This window comes from Leisingera thetidis, from assembly GCF_025857195.1.
GTDB classification, from domain to species: Bacteria; Pseudomonadota; Alphaproteobacteria; order Rhodobacterales; family Rhodobacteraceae; genus Leisingera; species Leisingera thetidis.
This window is the reverse complement of record NZ_CP109787.1, coordinates 1,124,092-1,146,996: the sequence shown is the minus strand read 5'-3', so window position 1 is coordinate 1,146,996 and position 22,905 is coordinate 1,124,092. Positions and strand designations below refer to the sequence as shown.

Annotated in this window: 19 protein-coding genes; 7 read left to right on the top strand and 12 right to left on the bottom strand. The window is 62.6% G+C overall.

The window, feature by feature from the left end; genetic code table 11:
• Positions 1-10: 10 nt before the first annotated feature.
• A complete protein-coding gene (locus tag OKQ63_RS05470) occupies positions 11-910 on the top strand; it encodes an RloB family protein (protein WP_264212951.1) in 900 nt (299 codons plus the stop codon).
• A 464-nt stretch (positions 911-1,374) separates the two neighbouring features.
• Here the strand turns inward: OKQ63_RS05470 and OKQ63_RS05465 are convergent, their stop codons facing one another.
• From OKQ63_RS05465 to OKQ63_RS05445, 5 genes are all read right to left on the bottom strand, one after another.
• Positions 1,375-2,670, bottom strand: a complete 1,296-nt coding sequence (locus OKQ63_RS05465; protein WP_264212950.1) for a hypothetical protein — start codon at positions 2,668-2,670, stop codon at positions 1,375-1,377.
• Positions 2,657-2,878 (bottom strand): hypothetical protein, encoded by a 222-nt coding sequence (locus OKQ63_RS05460; protein WP_264212949.1) that lies wholly within the window; start codon positions 2,876-2,878, stop codon positions 2,657-2,659. Before OKQ63_RS05460 ends, OKQ63_RS05465 begins: the two co-directional genes overlap by 14 nt.
• Positions 2,879-3,016: 138 nt before the next feature.
• Complete coding sequence (locus OKQ63_RS05455; protein ID WP_264212948.1) at positions 3,017-3,241, bottom strand: helix-turn-helix transcriptional regulator; 225 nt, start codon at positions 3,239-3,241, stop codon at positions 3,017-3,019.
• 181 nt (positions 3,242-3,422) lie between these two features.
• Positions 3,423-4,259: a hypothetical protein gene (locus tag OKQ63_RS05450; protein ID WP_264212947.1), complete on the bottom strand. Its 837-nt coding sequence runs from the start codon at positions 4,257-4,259 to the stop codon at positions 3,423-3,425.
• A gap of 44 nt (positions 4,260-4,303) precedes the next feature.
• Positions 4,304-5,491, bottom strand: a complete 1,188-nt coding sequence (locus OKQ63_RS05445) for a site-specific integrase (protein ID WP_264212946.1) — start codon at positions 5,489-5,491, stop codon at positions 4,304-4,306.
• A 748-nt stretch (positions 5,492-6,239) separates the two neighbouring features.
• Between OKQ63_RS05445 and OKQ63_RS05440 the strand changes: the two genes are divergently transcribed.
• Positions 6,240-7,532: an O-acetylhomoserine aminocarboxypropyltransferase/cysteine synthase family protein gene (locus tag OKQ63_RS05440; RefSeq protein ID WP_264212945.1), complete on the top strand. Its 1,293-nt coding sequence runs from the start codon at positions 6,240-6,242 to the stop codon at positions 7,530-7,532.
• Between the two features lie 64 nt (positions 7,533-7,596).
• On the opposite strand, the gene OKQ63_RS05435 is transcribed toward OKQ63_RS05440, so the two are convergent.
• Positions 7,597-8,316: an SIMPL domain-containing protein gene (locus tag OKQ63_RS05435; RefSeq protein WP_264212944.1), complete on the bottom strand. Its 720-nt coding sequence runs from the start codon at positions 8,314-8,316 to the stop codon at positions 7,597-7,599.
• 176 nt (positions 8,317-8,492) lie between these two features.
• Here OKQ63_RS05435 and OKQ63_RS05430 point away from each other — a divergent pair, with 176 nt between their 5' ends.
• Positions 8,493-11,012: a hypothetical protein gene (locus OKQ63_RS05430; protein WP_264212943.1), complete on the top strand. Its 2,520-nt coding sequence runs from the start codon at positions 8,493-8,495 to the stop codon at positions 11,010-11,012.
• Between the two features lie 306 nt (positions 11,013-11,318).
• On the opposite strand, the gene hppD is transcribed toward OKQ63_RS05430, so the two are convergent.
• Positions 11,319-12,419, bottom strand: a complete 1,101-nt coding sequence (hppD, locus tag OKQ63_RS05425) for a 4-hydroxyphenylpyruvate dioxygenase (RefSeq protein WP_264212942.1) — start codon at positions 12,417-12,419, stop codon at positions 11,319-11,321.
• Positions 12,420-12,570: 151 nt separating this feature from the next.
• On the opposite strand from hppD, the gene OKQ63_RS05420 reads away from it, so the two are divergent.
• The 3 genes from OKQ63_RS05420 (at position 12,571) to OKQ63_RS05410 (ending at position 16,337) form a co-directional block, all read left to right on the top strand.
• The gene (locus tag OKQ63_RS05420) at positions 12,571-13,026 is read left to right on the top strand and encodes an Lrp/AsnC family transcriptional regulator (protein WP_264212941.1); all 456 of its coding nucleotides are present in this window, start codon (positions 12,571-12,573) and stop codon (positions 13,024-13,026) included.
• Between the two features lie 66 nt (positions 13,027-13,092).
• The gene (locus OKQ63_RS05415) at positions 13,093-14,313 is read left to right on the top strand and encodes a PAS domain-containing protein (RefSeq protein WP_264212940.1); all 1,221 of its coding nucleotides are present in this window, start codon (positions 13,093-13,095) and stop codon (positions 14,311-14,313) included.
• A gap of 134 nt (positions 14,314-14,447) precedes the next feature.
• A complete protein-coding gene (locus OKQ63_RS05410) occupies positions 14,448-16,337 on the top strand; it encodes a cation:proton antiporter domain-containing protein (RefSeq protein ID WP_264212939.1) in 1,890 nt (629 codons plus the stop codon).
• A gap of 57 nt (positions 16,338-16,394) precedes the next feature.
• Here the strand turns inward: OKQ63_RS05410 and cobT are convergent, their stop codons facing one another.
• Entirely contained in the window at positions 16,395-17,411 is a 1,017-nt protein-coding gene (cobT, locus tag OKQ63_RS05405; protein WP_264212938.1) for a nicotinate-nucleotide--dimethylbenzimidazole phosphoribosyltransferase, read from the bottom strand.
• Between the two features lie 100 nt (positions 17,412-17,511).
• On the opposite strand from cobT, the gene cobS reads away from it, so the two are divergent.
• Positions 17,512-18,270, top strand: coding sequence for an adenosylcobinamide-GDP ribazoletransferase (gene cobS, locus OKQ63_RS05400; protein WP_264212937.1), 759 nt, complete (start codon positions 17,512-17,514; stop codon positions 18,268-18,270).
• A 70-nt stretch (positions 18,271-18,340) separates the two neighbouring features.
• Here cobS and OKQ63_RS05395 read toward each other — a convergent pair whose 3' ends face one another.
• From OKQ63_RS05395 to OKQ63_RS05380, 4 genes are all read right to left on the bottom strand, one after another.
• Positions 18,341-18,850 carry a CarD family transcriptional regulator gene (locus OKQ63_RS05395; protein ID WP_264212936.1) on the bottom strand — a complete coding sequence of 170 codons (510 nt, stop codon included), beginning with the start codon at positions 18,848-18,850 and terminating at the stop codon, positions 18,341-18,343.
• A gap of 300 nt (positions 18,851-19,150) precedes the next feature.
• Positions 19,151-19,489, bottom strand: a complete 339-nt coding sequence (gene fdxA, locus OKQ63_RS05390) for a ferredoxin FdxA (protein WP_019294695.1) — start codon at positions 19,487-19,489, stop codon at positions 19,151-19,153.
• A gap of 62 nt (positions 19,490-19,551) precedes the next feature.
• Positions 19,552-19,926, bottom strand: a complete 375-nt coding sequence (locus tag OKQ63_RS05385) for an RNA-binding S4 domain-containing protein (RefSeq protein WP_264212935.1) — start codon at positions 19,924-19,926, stop codon at positions 19,552-19,554.
• 7 nt (positions 19,927-19,933) lie between these two features.
• A complete protein-coding gene (locus OKQ63_RS05380; RefSeq protein ID WP_264212934.1) occupies positions 19,934-22,888 on the bottom strand; it encodes a helicase-related protein in 2,955 nt (984 codons plus the stop codon).
• Positions 22,889-22,905: the final 17 nt, after the last annotated feature.

The following is a 22,905-nucleotide window of genomic DNA, read 5'->3' as shown; positions in this document are numbered from 1 at the left end:
ATCGAATAGAATGGCTCGACGCTCTCCTGGGTCGCGCGAGCGGAGAAAGAAGTTTTACATTTTCTGCGAAGGAGTGAACACCGAACCTGAGTATATAGAGGCATACAATGTTTCCTATTGCCGAGCGTCAATTGAAGTAATTTTCGGAGAAGGTGGCGCAGATCCGAGTGCTCTGGTAAGGCGGTCGATTGCCAAAGAGCAAGAAATCTCGACGGAAGAGTATAGGGATGAATTTGGTGACCAAGATCAAGTATGGGCGGTATTTGATCGTGATGATCATGAACATTATCATTCCGCCATCGAACTGGCTTCAAAGAATAATGTGCGAATAGCGGCCAGTGATCCGTGCTTTGAGCTGTGGTTGGTCCTACACTTCGTGGACTATAGTAGCTCGCAACATCGTTCCAAGCTCAAGAAGCAATGTGAGGAGGTTTGCCCGGGGTACACCGCCGATAGAAAAAAAGTTCCCGATCATTCACAGGTTCTACCTCTGGTTTTCGATGCGGAGCGCAGGTCCGAAATTTTGAGAGAGCAGTGCAGAAAAGCAGGCACAGAAACTCCGACTACAAATGTAGATGAGCTCACACGCTGCATGAGATCGGCTCGGCTTGAGACAGTTTTCTTATACAATGTCTGTCAGATTGACGATAAGTTTATGGCAGAAAAGACACCACATGCGACTTCGGTCTTAGTGGATGTGGAGGAGATGAATTCTAGTCAATTGATTATGCAGTTGGAAAAGTTTGGCAATGAGAGAGCAAAATCTCTAGGCTTTGAAGGGAGTTTTTCTCGCGTAAGGGATTTGACACGGGCCAAAGTAGCGTTGATTTTTCCTTCGAAAGAAGGCGATGGCAGTATGGGGGACGTGTTGGATATTTTGGATTGTCCTAGAGTCATTCTGCTTGGTTGAACCGGCCTCTGCTCCGCATTCTCAACTTTGTCTATAGGCTCGGAGGAGCTTCTTGCGAATCTCCATATGTTGATCGGGCGATCCGCGAACTCCCAGTGCAACGGATTTCCCAGGACAACACGCTGACCGCAGGGTTTAGGCAGTTCGGGACGTACTGCACATGCAAGCTTAAACAAGGTGACTAATGTCTGCAAAGGGCTCTTGATGGCCAGGGCAACGTGCGGGCCTTCTGGGGGAACAAAGAAAGCGCCGCCGTATGGCAGCGCTTCAAGCTTGGTTTACTTGGTCTATAAGTGCGTTGCTGGACGAAGCGGGACCATCCAGAAGCATGCAGATCCTGTCACATTCCAGCATTTTCTATCATTTTCTATCATTTTCTAGCACTTCCGAGCACCTGCATTTCCTGACATTTCCGTACATTTCAGGCTGTAAAGTGCGACAAAAACCGTGAACTTCCGTGCATTTCAGATAAAAACATAGCGGTTCCTGGCATCTTCCAGTTGTTTCGCGACCTTTTCCGGGTACAGACGTGACTTGTGGGTCAGTTCGTCTGCCGTTGTCTGGAAGAATCCGGGCAGCTCCGAGTACTGGACGCCGCGCAGTGCGGCCAATGTGACCGTGCATCCGAGAACATTCCGCAAGATCATGGATATCTGCTGTTCCTTATGCACCTCTTTGAGCGGGTTTGGGTCACAACCGCTGCGCATCTCCATCAGGTCGCCATTCATTTCTGAACAGGCAAGTTCCCAAATGAGATGGTTTGGCCATCTCGCGCGGTTGCAATCCGTTGCATTAGGCTCCGTGTAGCGGACAACTTCACCTGTTTCCCGGCAAAGGTCGCCGAAGCGGTCAAAGAACTGCGCCCAGGTGCGGATGTTCCAGCGGTCTTTCAATAGGTCCTTGCCTGCGCGGAATTCGACACGCCAAACCCTGCTGCTGTCAGCGCATTTCGGATCAACCTCGCTCAATCCATTGCGGCGCAGTTCCATGTTCCAGATCTCCCACCAATGCGCTTTGCCTGAGTGGATGATTTCGGCCCGCTTGTCATAGACAATGACCTGCCGGTTGCGGGAACTGCCGACCGTTACGGAGGTTGTGCGGCCTGAACGGCCGTGCACGGCTTTGTCCGTTTCTTTCACAAAGTCCCTGCGGCCAGCGCTTGAGTGCATGACGAATTGCTCCGGGTTCAGTTCGAAATGCGGAGCCAGAACATCCACGCAGAAATCAGCCCTGGAAATGCTGATGTCGTCCGCGCCATAGCGGATGCCCAAGGCTGCTGTCACCATCTCCAGGTGGGCTTTGGCGGCGCCCAATCCATTCAATGCAAGGAAGGTGGAGCCGAAGTTGACGCGGATGCCCCAGGCGTCTTTTGGGTTCGGTTTCTTGAAGAACCACGTGGCCCCGTGCGGGCCGCCGCTGGCAATAAAGCGGTAGCCATGCCCGCCGTGTGACTTAAGGTGCAAGTGGATGCCGTTGTACTCGACAAGCACGTCCTGGCGTTCCTGTTCCGCACGTTCCCTTTCAGCGTCCAGATGGTCAAACAAAACTGGGGGAATGTTGGCCTGAACCGCCAGCGTCAGCGTGTCAAAGCCACAGTGGAGAATGGTCATGTCGGCAGGTTTTGATTGATCTGTATTTCTGGAGGGGGGTGCTACAATCACCCCCCTTTGCCCGTACTGGGTGCCAGTTGCGCCTCCGGCGGGGTAGCTAAGGTTTTGGGGCCGGGCAGAATGCCCGGCATCGATGTCATTTCGCAGCATTGACCTGCCTCCCGATCCAGATTTCTGCGCGCTCAGCGCATTTGGCAACGTTGAGCAAGTCCGCGTGGGAGAAGCTGGTAGAGCTCTGCCAGTTGCCGTCACTGGTCCTGTAGGCCCGCGTAACATCGACGGAATAGAACCCGTCATTGTCCCAGATGGCGGCTGTGATCAGCCCGAGTCTGATTTTGTGGATAGGCTGGTTTGCCATGTTGTTTTCCTTTTGATGATGGTTCCTGGCAGCAGACAAAGAGAGGGCGCGAGGTGCGTTTACCCCGCGCCCTGCAAGAGCCGTCCGGCCCCAAAATCCCTTGAAGTGCTACCAACCCTTCAAGGGCAAAACTGATTGTCAGATGGGTTGCGACGTGTGGGAGACTGTTCGCTCAGCAATCCAGTCCAAAAGGTCAGCGCGCCGGTAACGGACAGAGCGCGAGGATACTTTGACGAAGCGCGGGCCGCCGCCACGATGCCGCCAGTTCTGAAGAGCGCGCACGGAATAGCACAGGAACGATGCGGCTTCGCGCTCGTCTACTAGGGTGTCGGGATCGTGCCCGTTCAAGCGATTGTTGATCATTTGGTGGCCTCAGATTGCAGATGCAGTGTTTGTGAGGACAAGGTAGATGGGCGCAGAAGGCCGAAATAGACGCCGGGCCTTTTTTCTTGGGCGGGAAATGCCGGGCAGTATTTTTTTACTTATATATTTCAGTTATTTAGCTGGCTTGCAAAAAGTTCCTGTGTGCTAGCGCAAGGAAATGCTAGGCGGATTTTTTTGTGCGCCCAACCTTACGGATTTCGTCCACCGCCAGCAGCTTCCAAACCGCTTCAAACTTGCGTCCGAGATCCTTGCGCCCAAAGTGTTCTTCACACTCGGCCCTGACGTCTTCCTGCCGCACTTTGCGGCCTTCAGCTAAGCAAACCGCTCGGTACTTCAGGAACCATTCGATCATTCGCTCTTCAATCGGGGCAGCTTCGTAGGGAGTGAGCTCAGCCTCTTTGGGCTCTGCCCATGCATTAAAATCGCGGAGCTTAAAATAGGCAGGGAAACGGCGGCGGCCACCGTAGCTCTTGGGTGCAATGACATAGCTGAACCCGAAACTCATCTCGAAATAGCGGTTGTCAGCCTGCCAGTCGCCCAGCCTTATGCCGGTACCCGTTCCAAAATGGAGTAGAAGCTCCCGTTTCTCCATCGCCCGGCAGAGCAGACCCTCAACTTCGGTACGTCTAGCGTACGCCTCGGCATCTATAAAACGAGAGTCATATGCTCTTCCAAATTGGCTGAGCTTGTTTCGCGCCTGTTCTCGCTGAGCAGAAGCATCTTCTGCAGCTTGTTGAACCTGTTCCTGCTGATCAGCGTCCATACCGAAAGTATCCATCAGATGCAGATCAGTTGCCCTCTTGTTCAACCTCTGGAACTCATTCTCTAACTCTTCACGCTCATTCCTGAATAATTCAGGCGCGGCTTCAGGCCACGCAAACGCTTCTTGACCTGTCCATTCGAGCGGAAAGGTGAAACGCCCGGCCCGGTCGAACCCTTCGTTTAGGGTAATGAACTGGTCCCTATGAAAACGGAGCTTTGGAAGGTTATGACGCATATTTTGCAGTTCTGTGTGAATTCAGTTTGGGCTTTGATGCGGCTTTATCCCACGGCACGCAACCCATGCGGACGACCTTCGCTCCTCTGCATGGCGCTAGCCAGACGCGATGCAATCGACCCGGCAGCTCGTTGAACTGCGTCGTCTGCGAGATGCGCGTACCGCAGTGTTGTGGACAGGTTTTTGTGTCCCATGATTTCTTTGAGCATGAATGGGTCAATCCCATTTGTGACAGCAACCGAAGCATAGGTATGCCGCAGATCGTGCAATCGCACGTCGTGCAGACCGGCCTTGGCTCTGATCTTGCGCCACGGCTTTTGCAAATCGTTGTAGTGGCCTTCGGGACTGTCCCCCAGAATGACGTAAGGGTTTCCCTCACGGCGGGGCAAGGCGTCCAGGACTGTCTGTGCCTCTCTGGGTAGAGGAATGCGCCGTCTGCCTGTTTTGCTGTCTGGAAGCTCTAAATGCGTCGAGGTGACAAAATCCCACTGCAGCGCTTGAATTTCTTTGAGACGGCATCCTGTGAGCATCAGCAGGTAAATGGCGGCGACAACGTATTCTGAAAGCTCACCTGAATCGAGGCCCTCAAACAAGGTTTCCCCAAGCTGTGCCTGTTCGGCGTCGTTCAGGTAGCGCTTCTTTTCAACTTCGCGATACTTCTTGATCCGAGTGGCTGGGTTCGAGCCCTGCGGACGCAGGCCCCAGTCCTCGGCCACATTGAACATCTTGGACAGCAGGGCGACAGCACGATTTGCCTGATATGGAGTATCCCGTTTCTGGTGGTGGAAGTTGGCAATGTCGGCGCGGGTGATTTCGGTGATTTTAATCGGCCCCAGGGCAGGGTTGATCGTGCCTCGAACGGTATTGGAATAATCGTAATGCGTGGAAGGCTTGCAATGCAGTGCAACGTGCTCCGCTAGGAACCGTTCCGCCAGTGCGGCCACTGTCAGGCTGCGCAGCTTTGCCTTACGCTCCGCAGAGGGGTCGCCGCCCCGCGCGACGTCGGCTTGTACAAGCTTGGCCTCTTTGCGTGCTTCGTCTGCCGTCAAGACTCCGTGCTGTCCAAGGTTCTTGCGCCGCGTCCTGCCACTGCTGCGGTATTGCACGAGGTAGACCTTGCGGCCAGTAGGATAGATGCGGATGCCAAATCCGGGCAATTCCTGGTCCCAAATGATCCGTTCCTTCGCCTCTGGGGCAAGCCCGTCCACGATCCGTTTTGTAAGTTTTGTCATCTCAGTTTCTTCACTCTCGCAACGTTCGATTTTAAAATCCGGAAGCATATAGGAAGCAGTGTGCTTCGGAATATGGCGTTGAAAATGAGAGGAGAGCGTAGCGACCGTCAATAATAATCAAGCAATAACAGTCTTTTATGGGTGGTCAGCGAAGTTTGGCGAAATCCGGAGAAATGCCCTGAGGAATTTTTGTAATCAGTAGGTCCGCGGTTCGAGTCCGTGTGGGGGCACCATCTTTCTAAAAAATCATGATGTAACTGGATGCTAGCCGGGACTGCCATTTGCCAGCCCCACTACAGGCCCCACTTGCGGGTATCAGTACCCGCCTGACTTGCCGCAGAACGGCCGGTGCGGGGCACGGCATCCCGCTATTCTCACCAGGTGGCAGGCTTGCCGTCCGGCGGGACCAGGTTCTTGCGCTGGAAAATGGTCATGACCTGGACAGGACCGACACCGTGCTGTCAGCCGGGACCGATCCGGCTTTGCCCATCGCTCAAGACATTGCCTGTTGCCGGGTGAGCTCGACCGCCATCTGCAGGATATTTTTCACCATGGGAGACGGCGCCGCGCCGATCTGCGGCACACCCGGGCGGTGCCGCGCCTGCTTGGTCCGGCAAGGCGCTCTATCACAGCCCGCAGCCTGGCGGCGGGCGGGAGATTTCCGCCGCGGCATTCCCGCAATTGCCTTCTGTGCGCAGCCATGCTGTGGTGCGCGCGAAACGAAAAGGCCTTTCAGGGAGACATTCTCATGACCGACGCACCGTCCTACGGTTTTGACACCTTGCAGATCCATGCCGGCGCCAAGCCGGACCCGGCCACCGGCGCACGGCAGACGCCGATATACCAGAGCACGGCCTATGTGTTCCGCGATGCAGAGCATGCCGCGGCGCTGTTCAACCTGCAGGAAGTCGGATTCATCTATTCCCGCCTGACCAATCCCACCGTCGCAGTGCTGCAGGAGCGGCTGGCAACGCTGGAGGGCGGCGTCGGCGCGGTCTGCTGCTCGTCGGGCCACGCGGCGCAGATCATGGCTCTGTTCCCGCTGATGGGGCCGGGCTGCAACGTGGTGGCCTCGACCCGGCTTTACGGCGGCACCGTCACCCAGTTCAGCCAGACCATCAAGCGCTTCGGCTGGTCGGCCAAATTCGTCGACACCGACGATCTGGAGGCGGTGAAGGCGGCGATCGATGACAACACCCGCGCGGTGTTCTGTGAATCCATCGCCAACCCCGGCGGCTATGTGACCGACATCCGGTCGCTGGCGGATATCACCGATGCGGCCGGCGTCCCGCTGATTGTCGACAACACCTCGGCCACGCCCTATCTGTGCCGTCCGATCGAGCATGGCGCCACGCTGGTGGTGCATTCGACCACCAAATACCTGACCGGCAACGGCACCGTGACCGGCGGCTGCATCGTTGATTCGGGCAAGTTCGACTGGTCCGCCAACGACAAGTTCCCGTCGCTGTCCGAACCCGAAACCGCCTATCACGGGCTGAAGTTCCACGAGACCTTCGGGCCGCTGGCCTTCACCTTCCACGGCATCGCCATCGGGCTGCGCGATCTCGGCATGACGATGAACCCGCAGGCAGCGCATTACACGCTGATGGGCGTCGAAACCCTGAGCTTGCGGATGCAGAAGCACTGCGAGAACGCCGAGAAGATCGCCGCCTGGCTCGAACAGGACGCGCGCGTCGACTACGTGACCTATGCGGGCCTGCCGTCGTCTCCCTATCACGAGCGCGCCAAGACCTGTTACCCCAAGGGCACCGGCGGCCTGTTCACCTTTGCCGTCAAGGGCGGGTATGAGGCCTGCATCAAGCTGGTGGATTCACTGGAGATCTTCAGCCATGTCGCCAATTTGGGCGACACCCGCTCGCTGATCATCCATTCGGCCTCGACCACGCACCGCCAGCTGTCGCCGGAACAGCAGAAAGCGGCCGGTGCCAGCCCCAACGTGGTGCGGGTGTCCATCGGCATCGAAGATCCGGACGACCTGATCCGCGATCTGGATCAGGCGCTGGCCAAGGCCTGCAGCTGACGCGCCGCCGCAACTGCGCAGAAAAGAAGGCCGGGCACCCTGCCCGGCCTTCGCTGTTTCCGGCTTATTCGGACCCCGGCACCGCCATGTCGAAGACGACTGAGACGGAATGGGTGAAGGTCAGCTCTCCTGCCTCGACCGGCATCGCGTCGCTGCGGGCCATCTCCATCGCCATCATCGGGCGCGGGCCGCCGCCGCCGTGCTCGCTGATCGAGCGCACCGGTCCCAGTTCCATGCCCGCTGCTTCGGCCAGTTGCTCAGCCTTGCGGATGGCATCCTTGACCGCCTCGCCGCGGATCTGGTCCTGCATCGCCGCCGGGTCGGAGACGCCGAAGCTCAGCCCCTGGAACTGGTTGGCGCCGGCCGTCAGCACCCCGTCCAGCACCGGCCCCAGCTGCGCCAGGTCGCGGACCCGCACCATCAGCGTGTTCGAGCCCTGGAAGCCGGTGATCTCACGCCGCCCGCCATTGCTGCCGGACCGGTCCTGCGACCACACCGGATGCATTGAGATCTGGCTGGTCTGCATGTCCTCTGCGGCAATACCGGCCTCTTTCAGCCGCGCAATCACCGCGTTCATCGCCTCCGAAACAGCGCTCATCGCCGCGGCAGCTTGCTCGGCCTCCTCGGTCACGCCCAACGTGATGGTCGCCAGTTCGGGCGCCACCTGCAGGGTGCTTTCCCCGTTGACGGTGATCTGACGCAAGGCCGCGGCCTCTCCCGCTGACAGGGCGCCGGCGCTCATCGACAACATCAAGGCTGCCGCCAGAAGTTTCCTTGCCTTCATTTTCAAAAGCTCCTTTTGCAATGCCCCTTAGATGGGGATGGCAAACTGCCGCCCGCAAGCCCCCGCAGACGTCTTTTCCTTTAACTCGGCAGACTCCTGCTTTAAGGTCCGCGGCAAAACACCGGGCGCGCCAGGCTGCCCCGGGCAGTATGGATTTGGATGGTTTGACCCAAAGCATGAAACCGGCTTTTGCTCTTTCGCTTTCCGCAGATGGCGTTGAACTTCTCCACCGTGCCGATGACGGCTGGAGAAGCGTGGCCCGCACGCCGTTTGACGCCGAGGATCTGCCCGCCGCGCTGGCCGCGATGCGCGAGGATGCGCAGCGGCTTGAACCGGACAATGTGTTCAGCAAGCTGGTCCTGCCCAACGACCAGATCCGCTATCTGACAGCTGAGACCGGCGATCTGCCCGCGGAGGAGCGGATTGTTGCCGCCCGGCGGGCGCTGGAAGGCGCCACGCCCTATCCGGTGGCGGAGCTGGCGTTTGACATTTCCACCGAAGGCGGCCTGACCCATATAGCCGCCGTTGCGCTGGAAACGCTGGATGAGGCGGAAACTTTTGCCGTAGAGCATGGTTTCGGCCCGGTAAGCTTTGTTGCGGCACCTGAGACCAGCGGATTTCGGGGCGAGCCTTTCTTTGGCACCACGCGGGCGATCCGCGGCACAGAGGTAGAGCCCGACAAAACCGCGGTTTCGGTTATTGGACCGGCGGCGCTGCCGGACCCTGCCGCGGATAACAGCGCCGAGGATCAGGTCGCCAGGCCCGCCGAAGGCACCGCCGCGCAGGCACAGCCGCCGCAGCCCTCCGCGCTGCCTGCAGACACGGCAAAGCCGGAAACTGAAGGCACAGCCCCGGCCCTGGATGCCGAGCTGCCCGACCAGCCCGGCGTTTCCGGCCGAAGGACGCCCGAGAAAGCGGCACAGGCTCCGACGCCGGCAGAATTTCCGCCTGCGCCGCCGCCGGCCAAGACGGACGGCAAGCCGGTTCAGCAGGCCGCTGGTTTCGCCAGCCGCAGAAGCGACGCGGGTCCGGCAGCGAACAAGGCCGTTCCGCCTGTGTCCGCACCTAATGCCGCGCTGGCCGCGAAACCGGTTCCCGCACCGCCTGCGGCGGCGAAACCGCTGGGCGCAGCAACAGCCGCGCTTGCGCAGGGGACGGCCAAGCCGCCGGCGCCCGGCCCGGCGATCCCTCCGGCTCCGGCTGCACTGCGCGAGGCCCCCCGCGCTGCAGCCGCCCGGCCGGAAACACCCGCGGCTGGCAAAGCTGCATCAAGGGGCAAACCCCGCTACCTCGGGGTGATCCTGACGGTGCTTCTGCTGCTGATGATGGCCTCGGTTGCGGTCTGGGCTTTGTTTGGCGAAGACAGCTTCTTTACCGCGCCGCCGGCAAATGAGCAGCACCCGGCCGCCGCTCCCGCTGCGGGCCCGGGCGAAGAGCAGACGGACGGGAGCGCCGGCCCGCAGGAAACACCCCGGGCCGTGCAGGACCCTGCTGCGGGCGGCGGGCAATCCGCCATTGCCCCGCAGGTGAGCGTGCTGGCGGACCAGCCGGATCCCGGCCTGCAGGACACTTGGGCCGACGCGTCCGGCCAGGACCCCTCGGCCGAAGATGAAGCAACGGCCGATGGCGTGGAACTGCCGGAAGACGGCACGGACACCGCCTTTCCCGATGGCGGCGCTCTGCAGTCCGGCGGTGAAGACGAGGCCTCATCGGCATCCAGCCCTGCAGATGCTGCCGGCACCGGGCCGGTGGATGAATTGGCCCAGGCCGCGCGTTATGCCGCGACCGGGATCTGGCCGGTGGCACCGGACCTCGGGGCGCTCCCCTCCGCGCCGGACCTGGACGGGCTTTACACCGCTTCGGTCGACCGCACGGAGATTGCTGCCGATGCCGTGGCACTGCCGCAGCCGGAGAGCTTCCTGCCGGATCAGGAGCCGGGCGCCATTGCCTCCCCGGCCGCAGCCGGTTCGGCGTTTGCTCTGGACAGCCGCGGACTGGTGAAGGCCAGCCCCGAGGGCACGGTCAACCCTGATGGCATCGTGGTCTATCTCGGGCGCCCTGACGCAGCGCCGCCGCGCGCGCCGGAGCGCAGCGACCCCGCCGCCGAAGCCCTGGCCGAGACGGTCGCGCGCAACCAGGTACTGTCACGCAAACGGCCCATGGCACGGCCTTCGGATCTGGAAGAACAGGTCGAACGGGCGCAGCTGGGCGGCCTCAGCCGTGCGGAACTGGCTTCGCTGCGCCCGCGCCAGCGGCCGGCCAGCCTGAAGCCGGCAGAAGAAGAGCAGCTGCCGGCCACCGCCCAGGCCATCGCAGCGTCGGTCGTACCCCGCGGCCGACCGGCCAATTTCGCCAATCTGGTCGACCGGGCCCGGCGCAATACACAGAACCAGGTCCAGACCGCCGCTGCCGTGCCTGCCGCCGCTGCCGCGGCGGCGCCGAGCATTCCGACCAGCGCGTCGGTTGCCCGCCGCGCCACCGTCGGCAACGCCATCAATCTGCGCAAGCTGAATCTGATCGGCGTCTACGGCACCGCGTCCGACCGCCGCGCCCTGGTCCGCCTGCCCTCGGGCCGCTACAAGAAGGTGCAGGTCGGCGACCGTGTTGACGGGGGCCGGGTGATCGCCATCGGCGAAAGCCAGCTGCAATACCAGAAAGGCGGCCGCAACCGCACCCTGACGATGCCGAACGGCTAAGCGCCCGCACGCCTGGCCAGTCTGTCATGCGCCTTTTGGTCCGGACATGGCGACCCGCCTTCTCCGCCTTCTCCGCCTTCCCGCCCGCAGTCCGGCGGATCACTGACGCGTTGATTTCACCGTGATTTTCCGCCGGAGGGCCTCTTGCCGGGGCACCCTGCCGCGCGCGCCAGAGCGAGCATAGTCAAGCCCGCGGCTCACCGCTGGCAGCTTTGGCTGGCAGGGCAAATGGCGGCGGCCCTTCGCCGCCCGCGAAAAAGCCGGGCCTGCATCGCAGACCCGGCTCAATCCAGTTCCCTTTGCCGCTTATTCCGCGGCCTGGATCTCTCCGCTTTCGATCTGCTCGCGCTCGATCGATTCAAACAGCGCCTTGAAGTTGCCCTCGCCAAAGCCGTCGTCGCCCTTGCGCTGGATGAACTCGAAGAAGATCGGCCCGATCACGGTTTTCGAGAAGATCTGCAGCAGGATCTTGGTCTCGCCGCCATCCACCACGCCTTCGCCGTCAATCAGAATGCCGTGTTTGCGCATCCGCTGCAGCGGCTCATCATGGCCTGCAACACGCTCATGGCTGAGATCGTAATAAGCCGCAGGCGGCGCTGGCATGAACTGGATGCCGCGCGCGGAGATCTCGTCGGTGGCGTCATAGATGTTGCCGGTGCCGACGGCGATGTGCTGGATTCCCTCCCCCTTGTATTTCTTCAGGTAGGACACGATCTGCCCGGTCTCGCCGCGGTCCTCGTTGATCGGGATCCGGATCCGGCCGCAGGGCGAGGTGAGCGCGCGGCTGAGAAGGCCGGTGTATTTGCCCTCGATGTCGAAGAAACGGATCTCCTTGAAGTTGAACAGGTCGCCGTAGAACCTGAACCACTTGTCCATATTCCCCTTGAACACGTTATGGGTCAGGTGGTCGAGGTAATAGAACCCCACCCCGCGCGGCTTGGACTGCTTCAGCCACTCGAACTCTGCGTTGTACGGTGACGTGTCGTGATACTGGTCGATGAAGTAGATCAGCGAGCCGCCGATGCCCTTGATCGCAGGCACGTCCATGGTCTTGTCCGCTCCCTCATAAGGCTCGGCGCCTTTGGCAACGGCATGATCGAACGCCTTTTGCGCATCCGCCACGCGCCAGCCCATCGATGGCGCGCAGGGCCCGTGCTGTTCGACGAACTTCTCGGCAAAGCTGCCGCCCTGGGCGTTCAGGATGTAGGTGATGTCGCCCTGCTGCCACAATTCGATGCCGGGCTTGTTCTTGTGGCGGCCCACCAGCTCATAGCCCATCCTGGCGAACAGCTTCCGCAGCTCCTCCGGCTCGGGGCTGGCAAATTCAACAAACTCAAAACCATCGGTGCCAGCCGGGTTTTCAGGCGAAATTTCGGATTTCGGGGCATCATGCGGGAACGGGCCCATTGCGCGTCTCCTTTGGATCATGCGGGACAGGATGAATTCTTGCATCAAGAATACCGCATATCCGATACAGGTTTCCCGCATAGTTTCGCACCGCAAGCTTGAAATGCGCGTAGTTTGCGCGCATTTTCAGCGCATATTGGAGAATTCACGCATGCTCGACCCCGCCGATACAAAACTCCTCGCAGCGCTTCAGAAAAATGCCCACCTCACGGCGCAGGACCTTGGCGAGCTTCTGAACCTGTCGCCCAGCCAGGCCGGGCGGCGGCGGCAGCGGCTGGAGGCCGAGGGCTACATCCAGGGCTATGCGGCCCGGCTGGACCCGGCCAAGCTGGGGCTGGCAGTGCAGGGGTTCGTGCAGGTGCATCTGGGCAGCCACGGCCCGGAGCAATCCAAAGGATTTGCCCGTCTTGTGGCCAGCCAGCCGGAAATCACCTCGGCCTGGACAATGACCGGCGAGGCCGACTACCTGCTGCGCGTCTACTGCGCCAATCTGGAAGCGCTGAATACGCTGATCCACGGCATCCTGCTGCCGCATCCCGCTGTTTCCAGGGTTCAAAGCCAGATCGTAATGGCACAATTAAAACGCGATGCGCCCCTGCCGACTTAACCAAGCGGGAAGGAATTCCGCGTAAACAGACCGCACCGAATTCCGTAACCGAAAGTGGAATGTGCCGTGTCTTTTGTTGACCGCCGTGTCGAAACGCGCCCAACCAGCGGCGAAGCTCCGTTTGGTCTGAATGAGGTGTTCTTTTCCAGGACAGACAGCCGCGGTGTGATCCAGGCCGGCAACTACGTGTTCCGCCGGGTGGGGGCCTACCCCTGGGAGGAGCTGATCGGGGCCCCGCACAAGGTGGTCCGCCATCCGGACATGCCCAAGGGGGTGTTTTCGCTGTTCTGGGACACCATCCAGCAGGGCGAGGCCATGGGGGCCTATGTCAAGAACAAGTCCAAGGACGGGCTGTACTACTGGGTGTTCGCCGTGATTGTGCCCTGCCGCGACGGCTTTCTGTCCGCCCGGATCAAGCCCAGCAGCCCCCTGTTTGGCGAGGTGCGCGGCCTGTATGCAAAAATGCTCAAGCGGGAAAAGGACGAAGGCGTCACCCCCGAGGACAGCGCGCAATACCTGCTCGACTGGCTCAGCAGCCAGGGCTACGAGGACTACCATCAGTTTGCGGCCCACGCTCTGAGCCAGGAACTGATTGCCCGCGACCAGGGTCTTGGCAACCCGCCCCATACCCGCATCCAGGAGCTGACGGGCATGCTGCGCAACGCCGAAACCCTGGTGGAGGAGACCGAAGGCCTGATCACCGATTTCGACGCGATGCACACGATCCCGCACAATCTTCGGGTGCTGGCCTCGCGGATTGAACCGTCGGGCGGGCCGGTCACCGTGCTGTCGCAGAACTACGGATCGATGTCGCGCGAGATGTCGGACTGGTTCGCCGCGCATGTGATGGGGAAGAACAGCAACTTCGCCAAGATCAAATCCTCGGTGAATGACAGCCTTTTTGTCGAGGGCATGGCGCGGATCCTGATCGAATGCGACAACCAGCTGCAGAAGGAACGCCGCGACCTCGGCAATGTCGACATGGAGGCAGAGCGCACGATCCTCGGCGACCTTGTGAAAGAGCAGGTCGAGCGCTCGCAGGAGGGCATGAAGGAAGTGGATGAGGAAGCGGCGCGCATCACCAGCGCCTGCCAGATCATGCACCGGCATTTTCTGGGCCTCAGCTCCACCCGGGTGCTGCTCAAGATCGAAAGCGCCCGGCTGACTGATTCCGGTGAAACCCTGGCCGATATCATCGACCAGCTGGGCGGCTTCCAGGAGCGGATCTCGCGGCGGCTCGACCGGATCGGCAAGCTCAGCGAGGAAATCCGCCTGCTGGAGCAGTAACCATCCTGAAACCGGGATTGTCCGGGCCATGAATCGTCCGCGCCTGCCCCGGCAGGCGCGGAATTGCCATTGCAGCCCTCCGGCTGCCGGCAAAGCCATTGCCAAGGCACCGGCAGGATTGCGATACCTTTTTCATGGAAGAGTTTTTTTACCAAGCAACCGTCTATCTGGCAGCCGCCGTGATCGCCGTGCCGCTGGCCGCCCGATTGGGACTGGGGTCGGTGCTGGGCTATCTGGCGGCGGGCATCGCCATCGGCCCGGTGCTGGGGCTGACCGGCACTGAAACCGAGGATTTGCGCCACTTTGCCGAGTTCGGGGTGGTGATGATGCTGTTCCTGATCGGGCTGGAGCTGGAGCCGCGCGCGCTCTGGGCGATGCGGGACAAGCTGATCGGACTTGGCGGCATGCAGGTGGCGGCCTCGACCATGGTCCTGATGGGCGCCGCCGCGGCGATGGGCCAGCCCTGGCATGTCAGCCTGGCGGTCGGGCTGGCGCTGTCGCTGTCATCCACCGCAATTGTTTTGCAAACCCTGTCGGAAAAAGGGCTGATGCAGACCGGCGGCGGCAGATCCGCCTTCTCGGTGCTGCTGACACAGGACATTGCGGTGATCCCGATCCTGGCGTTCCTGCCGCTGCTTGGCACCTATGCAATCCCGCAGTTTGCCGCCGATGGCTCGATCAGCCGCGAAGGGGTCGGGCACGGCGGCGGCCACGGCTCTTTGTCGCTGGTCGACGGGCTGCCCGGCTGGGCGGTGGCGCTGGTGACCCTGGCGGCAATTGCCTTTATCATCCTGGCGGGGATCTACTTCACCCGGCCGCTGTTCCGCTTCATCTATGCCTCCAAGCTGCGCGAGATGTACACCGCGGTGGCGCTGATGATCGTGGTCGGCATCTCCTTCCTGATGACCCTGGTCGGCCTGTCGCCGGCCCTTGGCGCCTTCCTTGCAGGGGTGGTTCTGGCCAACTCGGAATTCCGCCACGAGCTGGAAAGCGACCTCAACCCCTTCAAGGGGCTGCTGCTGGGGCTGTTCTTCATCACCGTCGGCGCCGGCATCGACTACCAGCTGTTCCTGGCCGACCCCGGCGACCTGATCGGCCTGGCGCTGCTGGTGATCGTTGCCAAGGGCGCGGTGCTGTTTGCGGTCGGCCGCGCCTTTGGGCTGCGCCGCCGCGGCCTGTGGCTGTTCACCCTCAGCCTGGCCCAGGCCGGGGAATTCGGCTTTGTGCTGCTGGCCTTTTCGACCCAGCTCAACGTGGTGCCGGCCGCGCTGTCCGAAAAGCTGCTGCTGGTGATCGCGCTGTCGATGCTGATCACGCCGCTGCTGTTCATCATCTACGACCTGCTGTCCAAACGCATGGGCGAAGCCCGGCAGGAACACGAGCCGGACGTGATCGACGAGGAAGGCCCGGTGATCATTGCGGGCATCGGCCGCTTCGGCCAGATCGTCAACCGGCTGGTGCAGGCCAGCGGATTCAAGACCGTGGTGCTGGATCATGACATGGAAGCGGTGCAGCTGATGCGCCGCTTCGGTGTGAAGAGCTTCCTTGGCGATCCGACCCGGCCCGAACTGCTGAAGGCGGCGGGCATCGCCAAGGCCAAGGTGTTCGTGGTGGCGCTGGATGATCCGGAACGGGTGGTCCAGATGGTGACCTATGTGCGCCGCGCCTATCCGGATCTGCACATCATTGCCCGCGCCAAGGACCGCAACCATGTCTATGAGCTGTACCAGGCCGGCGCCGATGACATCGTCCGCGAACTGTTCGACAGTTCGATCCGCGCCGGGCGCTATGTGCTCGAGAACGTCGGCCTCAGCGAATACGAGGCGGCGCAGGCGGCGCAGACCTTCTACAACCACGACCGGGCAAATCTGCGGGACCTCGCCGAGCACTGGATCCCCGGCACCCCGGCGAGCCAGAACCCGGCCTATATCGAGCGCGCGCGCGAGCTGGAGAAGGCCATCGAAAGCGCGATCTTCGAGATGGCGGAACGCAAGCGGAAGAAGTCCTCGGAAGCGGCCGAATGACCCCTCCCCGCACGCGCCCGGGGCTGTTCCTCCCGCGCAATCACGCCCGGTGCCTGATCAGCTGTCCGTGACGCCCGCCTCGGCAAAGGTGGCCATGCCGCTGTGGCAGGCGATGGCGCCTTTCAGAACCTGAATCGCCAGCGCCGCGCCAGAGGCCTCGCCCAGCCGCAGGCCCAGCGCCAGCAACGGCTGCTTGCCCAGTTTCGCCAGCAGTTCCGGGTGCGCGCCTTCGGCGCTCTGATGGCCTGCCACCGCGTGGTCCAACGCACCGTCCGCGGTCTGCGCCAGGCAGGCCGCAGCGGCACAGCAGATGAAGCCATCCAGGATCACCGGGATCCGCAGCATCCGGGCTGCGGCAATGGCCCCGGCCATGGCCGCGATCTCGCGCCCGCCCAGGCAGGCCAGCGCGTCCAGCCCGTCCTTGATTGCGGCCCTGTGCCGGGCAACGCCCTGCGCCACGACGCGGGTCTTGCCGGCAAGCCCGGCATCATCGACGCCGGTGCCCCGCCCGGTCCACTCCGCGGCCTCGCCGCCGAACAGCACGCAGGCCAGGGCCGCTGCAGGGGTGGTGTTGCCGATGCCCATTTCCCCCACCACCAGCAGGTCCGCTGACGGATCCACCGCGTCCCAGCCGGTTTTCAGCGCAGCCAGTAGATCTGCCTGGCTCATTGCCGCATCCTGCGTGAAATCGGCGGTCGGACGGTCCAGTTCCAGCGCATGCACATCCATGCGGGCGCCGGCCAGCCTGGCCAGCTGGTTGATTGCAGCACCGCCGTGCTCGAAATTGATCACCATCTGGGCGGTGACTTCCGGCGGGAAAGCCGAGACCCCGCGCGCCGTCACCCCGTGATTGCCGGCAAAGACAATCACCTGCGGCGCGGTGATTTCAGGCCGGTCGCTGCCGCGCCAGCCGCCGTACCAGATGGCCAGATCCTCCAGCCGCCCCAGCGCGCCAGGCGGCTTGGTCAGCTGGCCATTGCGGGCTGCGGCACCGTCCAGTGCAGCCTGGTCCTGAGCGGGCGCGACTGCCAGTGCGGCGCGGAAATCATCAAGGGAAGAAAGCTGTGGCAGCATGTGAAAGCCTCGTTGCATCTGAGCGGGTGGCGCGGATAAAGCGGTACCATCCTGTTTACCTGCTGGCAGTCCCGCCGCAAGCACCGCAATAGGCCCCCGAATGCGAAAAAACGACATCCAGGCAAAAGACATCCTGCTGGCGCTGGTGCTGCTGACCCGTCTGCCGCTGCCGCATCTGCCGCCCGGGGCCTTTCAGCGCCACGCCAGGGCAGTCTGGGCATTCCCGCTCGCCGGGCTGGCGGTTGCGCTGCCTGCGGTGCTGGTTGCATCCCTGGCATTGACGGCGGCGCTGCCCGCCGTGGTGGCTGCGGGCCTGGCCCTGGCAGTGCAGGTGATGCTGACCGGGGCGATGCACGAGGACGGGCTGGCCGATACCGCTGACGGCCTGTGGGGCGGCTTCACCCGGGAACGGCGGCTGGAGATCATGCAGGACAGCCGCATTGGCGCCTATGGGGTGATTGCCCTGATCCTGGGGCTGGGCCTGCGCTGGAGCGCTTTGTCGGTGCTGATCCAGACCGCCGGCCCCTGGGTGCTGTTGCCGCTGGCGATGACGAGCCGCGCCGTGATGCCGACGCTGATGGCGGCGCTGCCCAATGCCCGCGCCGCGGGGCTGTCGCAAACCGTGGGACGCCCCCGTGCCCTGCCCTGCCTGCTGGCAGTGCTGCTGGCGATAGTGCTGTCGCTGCCGCTGATCGGCGCCGCGGCCATTGGCATCACCCTGTCCATGGGCGCGGCCGCCCTGGGCATGGGCGCGCTGGCCAAGGCCAAAATCGGCGGCCAGACCGGCGACATTCTCGGCGCCTCGCAGCAAATTGCCGAAATCGCCGGCCTGCTCGCGCTGCTCGCCATCTACGGCTGATCCGGCCCCGGCGACATAAAAAAGGCCGCGCCCTCGCAGGCACGGCCCTTTGCTTCCGTGATCGCGCAGATCAGGCAGCGCGGGAGGTCAGCACCTCGTCCACCTGCTTGGCGGCGGCAATCTCGTCATTGCCGGAAACGGCCGCCACTTCGCGGGTCAGGCGCTCGAGCGCGGCTTCATAAAGCTGGCGCTCGGAGTAGCTCTGCTCGCGCTGGTCATCGGTGCGGTGCAGGTCGCGGACCACCTCCGCGATCGAGATCAGGTCGCCGGAGTTGATCTTCTGCTCATACTCCTGGGCGCGGCGCGACCACATCGCGCGCTTGACCTTGGCCTTGCCCTTGAGCGTTTTCATCGCCTGGGCAATCACATCCGGAGAGCTCAGCGAGCGCATCCCCACTTCGGTTGCCTTGTTGGTCGGCACCCGCAGGGTCATCTTGTCCTTTTCAAAGGTGATCACGAAAAGCTCCAGCGCAAAGCCGGCCACTTCCTGCTCCTCGATCGAGAGGATCTGACCAACGCCATGCGCCGGGTAGACCACATAATCATTGGGGCGGAATTCGAGCTTCTTCGACTTGGTCATACAGGTTTTTCCTCACTCACAGCCGGGCGGCTCCGGCGTTTTGGCGAACAAAAGACCCGGTTCCGGTCAGTTCACCTTGACCAGCCCCCGGGACATTTTCTCCGCAGAAATACCGCCCAATCTGCGCACCGCTTCAGGCGTGCGCCGGGGGCGGACTCCGATTGTTTATGTCATTTGTGCCTTAAGTATATCATAAAAAAGGGCCGCCCGAAAGGCGGCCTGCTGGCAAGGGTTCGTAAAAACCAAATGCAATGCGGCGGTTTTCCGCACAATTGCGGCATCACCCCGTGAGGCAGGGAATCAGCCGCCTTCGCCAGGCGCCTCGGAGAAGTACTTCTCCATCTTGCCTTCTTCGCCGTCGCGCTCCTCGTAGCCTGGCATCGGATCCTTCTTGGAAACGATCACCGGCCACAGCTCGGCATACTTGCGGTTGAATTCAACCCATTTGTCCATATCCGGCTCGGTATCCGGGCGGATTGCATCAGCCGGGCATTCCGGCTCGCAGACACCGCAGTCGATGCATTCGTCGGGGTGGATCACCAGGGTGTTCTCGCCCTCGTAGAAGCAGTCCACCGGGCACACTTCGACACAGTCGGTGTATTTGCAGGCGATGCAGTTTTCCGTCACGACATAGGTCATAGTACCGAGTCCTGTTATCCGTTTGCGCCTAGCTAATCCAGACCGGCGACGGCTTCAAGCCGTCAAAGGGTATCCTGCTTGCGAGTAAGATCAAGCGCCCTGCGGGCTTTTTTGTCCGGGCGGCCTTTTCCTTCGAACCTGGGATTGGCCGGAATTTTTTCCTGCTTTTCCGTCATGTCGAAATACAGGCCCTGCGCTTCCGGCGCCGGGCCGCGGCGTTCGCCGATGGCTTCCACCCGCACCACGCGGATCAGCTTGCCCTGGGCAAAGGTCAGAACGTCACCGGGGGCGACGTTCTGGGCCGGTTTCAAGGCCTTGGCGCCGTTGACGCGCACATGGCCCGCACCGACCTGCTTGGCGGCCAGGCTGCGGGTCTTGAAGAACCGCGCATGCCACAGCCACTTGTCGATGCGGATCTTGGGCGCGCCGCCGGTCATGGCCGGGTCAGTCGCCCTGTTTCAGCCCCATCAGCGCAGCGGCAAAGGGGTTGTCCGGGTCGATCTGCTTTTCCTTCCTGGGCGGGCGCGCGGAATAGGTCTTGGAGCCCTGATCCTGGCGCGGACCGCCCTTGCGGCCCGGCTTGCCGCGGCCGCCCTCGCGGTCGCCGCCCTTGGCGCCGCGCGGCTTGCCCTTGCCGCCAGGCTTGCCGTCGCTCTGCGGACGGCGGTCCTGCTGGCGCTGGCCGCCCTGGCGGCCGCCCCGGTTGCCGCCCCAGGTGAAGGTGTAGAACACCTCCATCTCCGGCGCGTCCACCGCGGCATCGGCCGCTTGACCGACCGGGGTTTCCTCCGCGGCGGTCTCCGCAACCGGCGTCTCCGCCACCGGCTCGGCCGGTTCCTCGGCGATGGGGGCAACGCCTGCATCCTCGATCGCTTCGGTGCCTGCGGGCACATCGGCGGGGGCAGGTTCACCGGCCTCCGCCGGCGCGGCGGCAGGGGTGTTCTCCGCCTCGGCAGCGGCATCCATCACCGGCAGGCCTTCCGCCGGAATTCCGGTTTCCGCAACAACGGCATCCACCGGCTTCACCTTCTCGCGCTCGCCCTTCTCGGCCTTGTAGCCCAGGCCCTGCATCAGGTCGGCGAACTGCTCCAGCGTCATGCCGGTGATCGACAGCATGTCGGCCTTGGCCTCAAAGCCGCTGCGGCTGTCTTCGGCGCGCAGCATGTCGGCCAGGCGCTCCAGCATGTCGATGCGGATCATCCGCTCGCCGGCAGCACGGTAGCCGGACATGGTGTCATAGCCCTGGGGCGCGTCCTTGATGGACGGAACGGTGACCAGCCCCGGCGGCGGGGCCTCGGGGAAGTCCTGCAGGCCGCCCGCCAGCGACCACAGCACCAGGCGCAGACGGGTCGGCGCGGGCTTCAGCAGCAGCGGCATGAAAATGGTGAACTGGCCGAACCGGATGCCATGCTTGCGCAGCGCGCTGCGGGCGTCCTGGTCCAGCTCCTTGACCTCCTGCGCAACGCCTGCACGGGGCAGCACGCCGAGGTTCTCGACCATCCGGAAGGCAAAGCCGCGGGCCAGGCCGGTCAGCTCTTCGTCCTTCTGCAAGGCCAGCAGCGGCTCGAACAGCGCGTTGATCTTGCGGGTGATGAAATGCAGCAGGCGGCGCTCCACCTTCTGGGCGACATCCGGCCCGGCGGTGTCATCGACGAACACCTCGATCTGCGGGCTCAGGGCGTCGGCGCCTGCGACCAGCTTGCCCACCGCATCGCCGCCCCACATCAGGCCGCCCTGTTCGGTAAAATCGATCTCGGTATCGGGCGCGTTGTAGAACCGGTCCGCACGCAGATGGAAGTGCGGCGCCAAAGCCTGCAGCGAGGCCGCTTTCAAGGCCTTGGCCTCGGCACCCTGCGCACCTTTGTCCGGGCTGAACCGGAACCCCTCCAGACGGCCGACGAATTCGCCTTCAACCGTCACTTCACCCTTGTCATTCACTTCGGCCAAAAGGGCCTCCTTCTGTTTGAGCCGGCGCAGAAGCACGGATGTGCGCCGGTCCACAAATCTCTGAGTCAAGCGCTCGTGCAGCGCGTCTGACAACCTGTCTTCTACAGCGCGCGTCTCCCCGCGCCAATGGCTTTCGTCACGCAGCCATCCATTCCGCTGCGCGACATATGTCCACGTCCGGATAAAGGCCAGACGTTTGGACAATGTGTCGATGTTTCCATCGGTGCGGTCAATCCGCTTGATCTGGCGAGCCATCCAGTCGTCGGGCACCACCCCGCCGCCGTGCAAATGCTCGAATATAACGCCCAGAAGCGAGGAATGTTCCGCATGGCTGATGCCGCGGAAATCGGGAATCCGGCAGACGTCCCACAAGAGTTTCACCGATTGCGCGCTGGTGGTGCGGGCGATGATGGCGGATTCGCGCGACAGCATCTTCAGCGCGCCCAGGTCGTCGGCCTCCCGCGCCTTGATCAGGTTCTCGTCCGAGGGGCTTGATTCGAGCGAGTGGATCAGCGCCTCGACGGTGCCGAACTGCAGATCCGCAGAGCGCCAGTTGAGTTTCTTCAGCGGCGTGAACTGGTGGTTCATGATCGCCTGCGCGGTGCCCTCGTCCAGCGGCCGGGCATCGCCGGTGACGCCGAAGGTGCCGTGACTCATGCCTCGCCCTGCGCGGCCTGCGATCTGCGCCAGCTCATTGGGGGCCAGTTCGCGCATCCGGCGGCCGTCGAATTTGGCGGTGGAGGAGAACGCCACATGGTCGATATCGAGATTGAGCCCCATGCCGATGGCGTCGGTGGCAACCAGATAATCGACCTCGCCATTCTGATAAAGCGCCACCTGCGCGTTGCGGGTGCGCGGGGACAGCGCCCCCATCACCACCGCCGCGCCGCCCTTCTGGCGGCGGATCAGCTCGGCGATCGCATAGACATTATCAACCGAAAACCCGACGATGGCGGTGCGCGGCGGCATCCGGCTTATCTTTTTCGAACCTGCATAGACCAGATCGGACATCCGCTCGCGGCGGGTGAATTCGACGCCGGGCACCAGCGCCGCAATCGGCCCGCGCATGGTGTCGGCGCCCAGGAACAGCGTTTCATGGGTGCCGCGGGCGCGCAGCAGCCGGTCGGTGAAGACATGGCCGCGCTCCGGGTCCGCGCACAGCTGGATCTCGTCGATGGCCAGGAAGTCGCAGCCCATGCCCTCGGGCATCGCCTCGACCGTGCAGATCCAGTATTGCGCCCGCGGCGGCACGATGCGCTCCTCGCCGGTGACCAGCGCCACCACCGAGGGGCCGCGGGCGGCCACGATCTTGTCATAGACCTCGCGCGCCAAGAGGCGCAGCGGAAAGCCCATCACCCCGGTGCGGTAGCCCAGCATGCGTTCGATGGCGTAATGGGTTTTGCCGGTATTGGTCGGGCCCAGGACGGCCACGATCCGCGGTGCGCTTGCCATTGCTTCAGCCCCCGCCC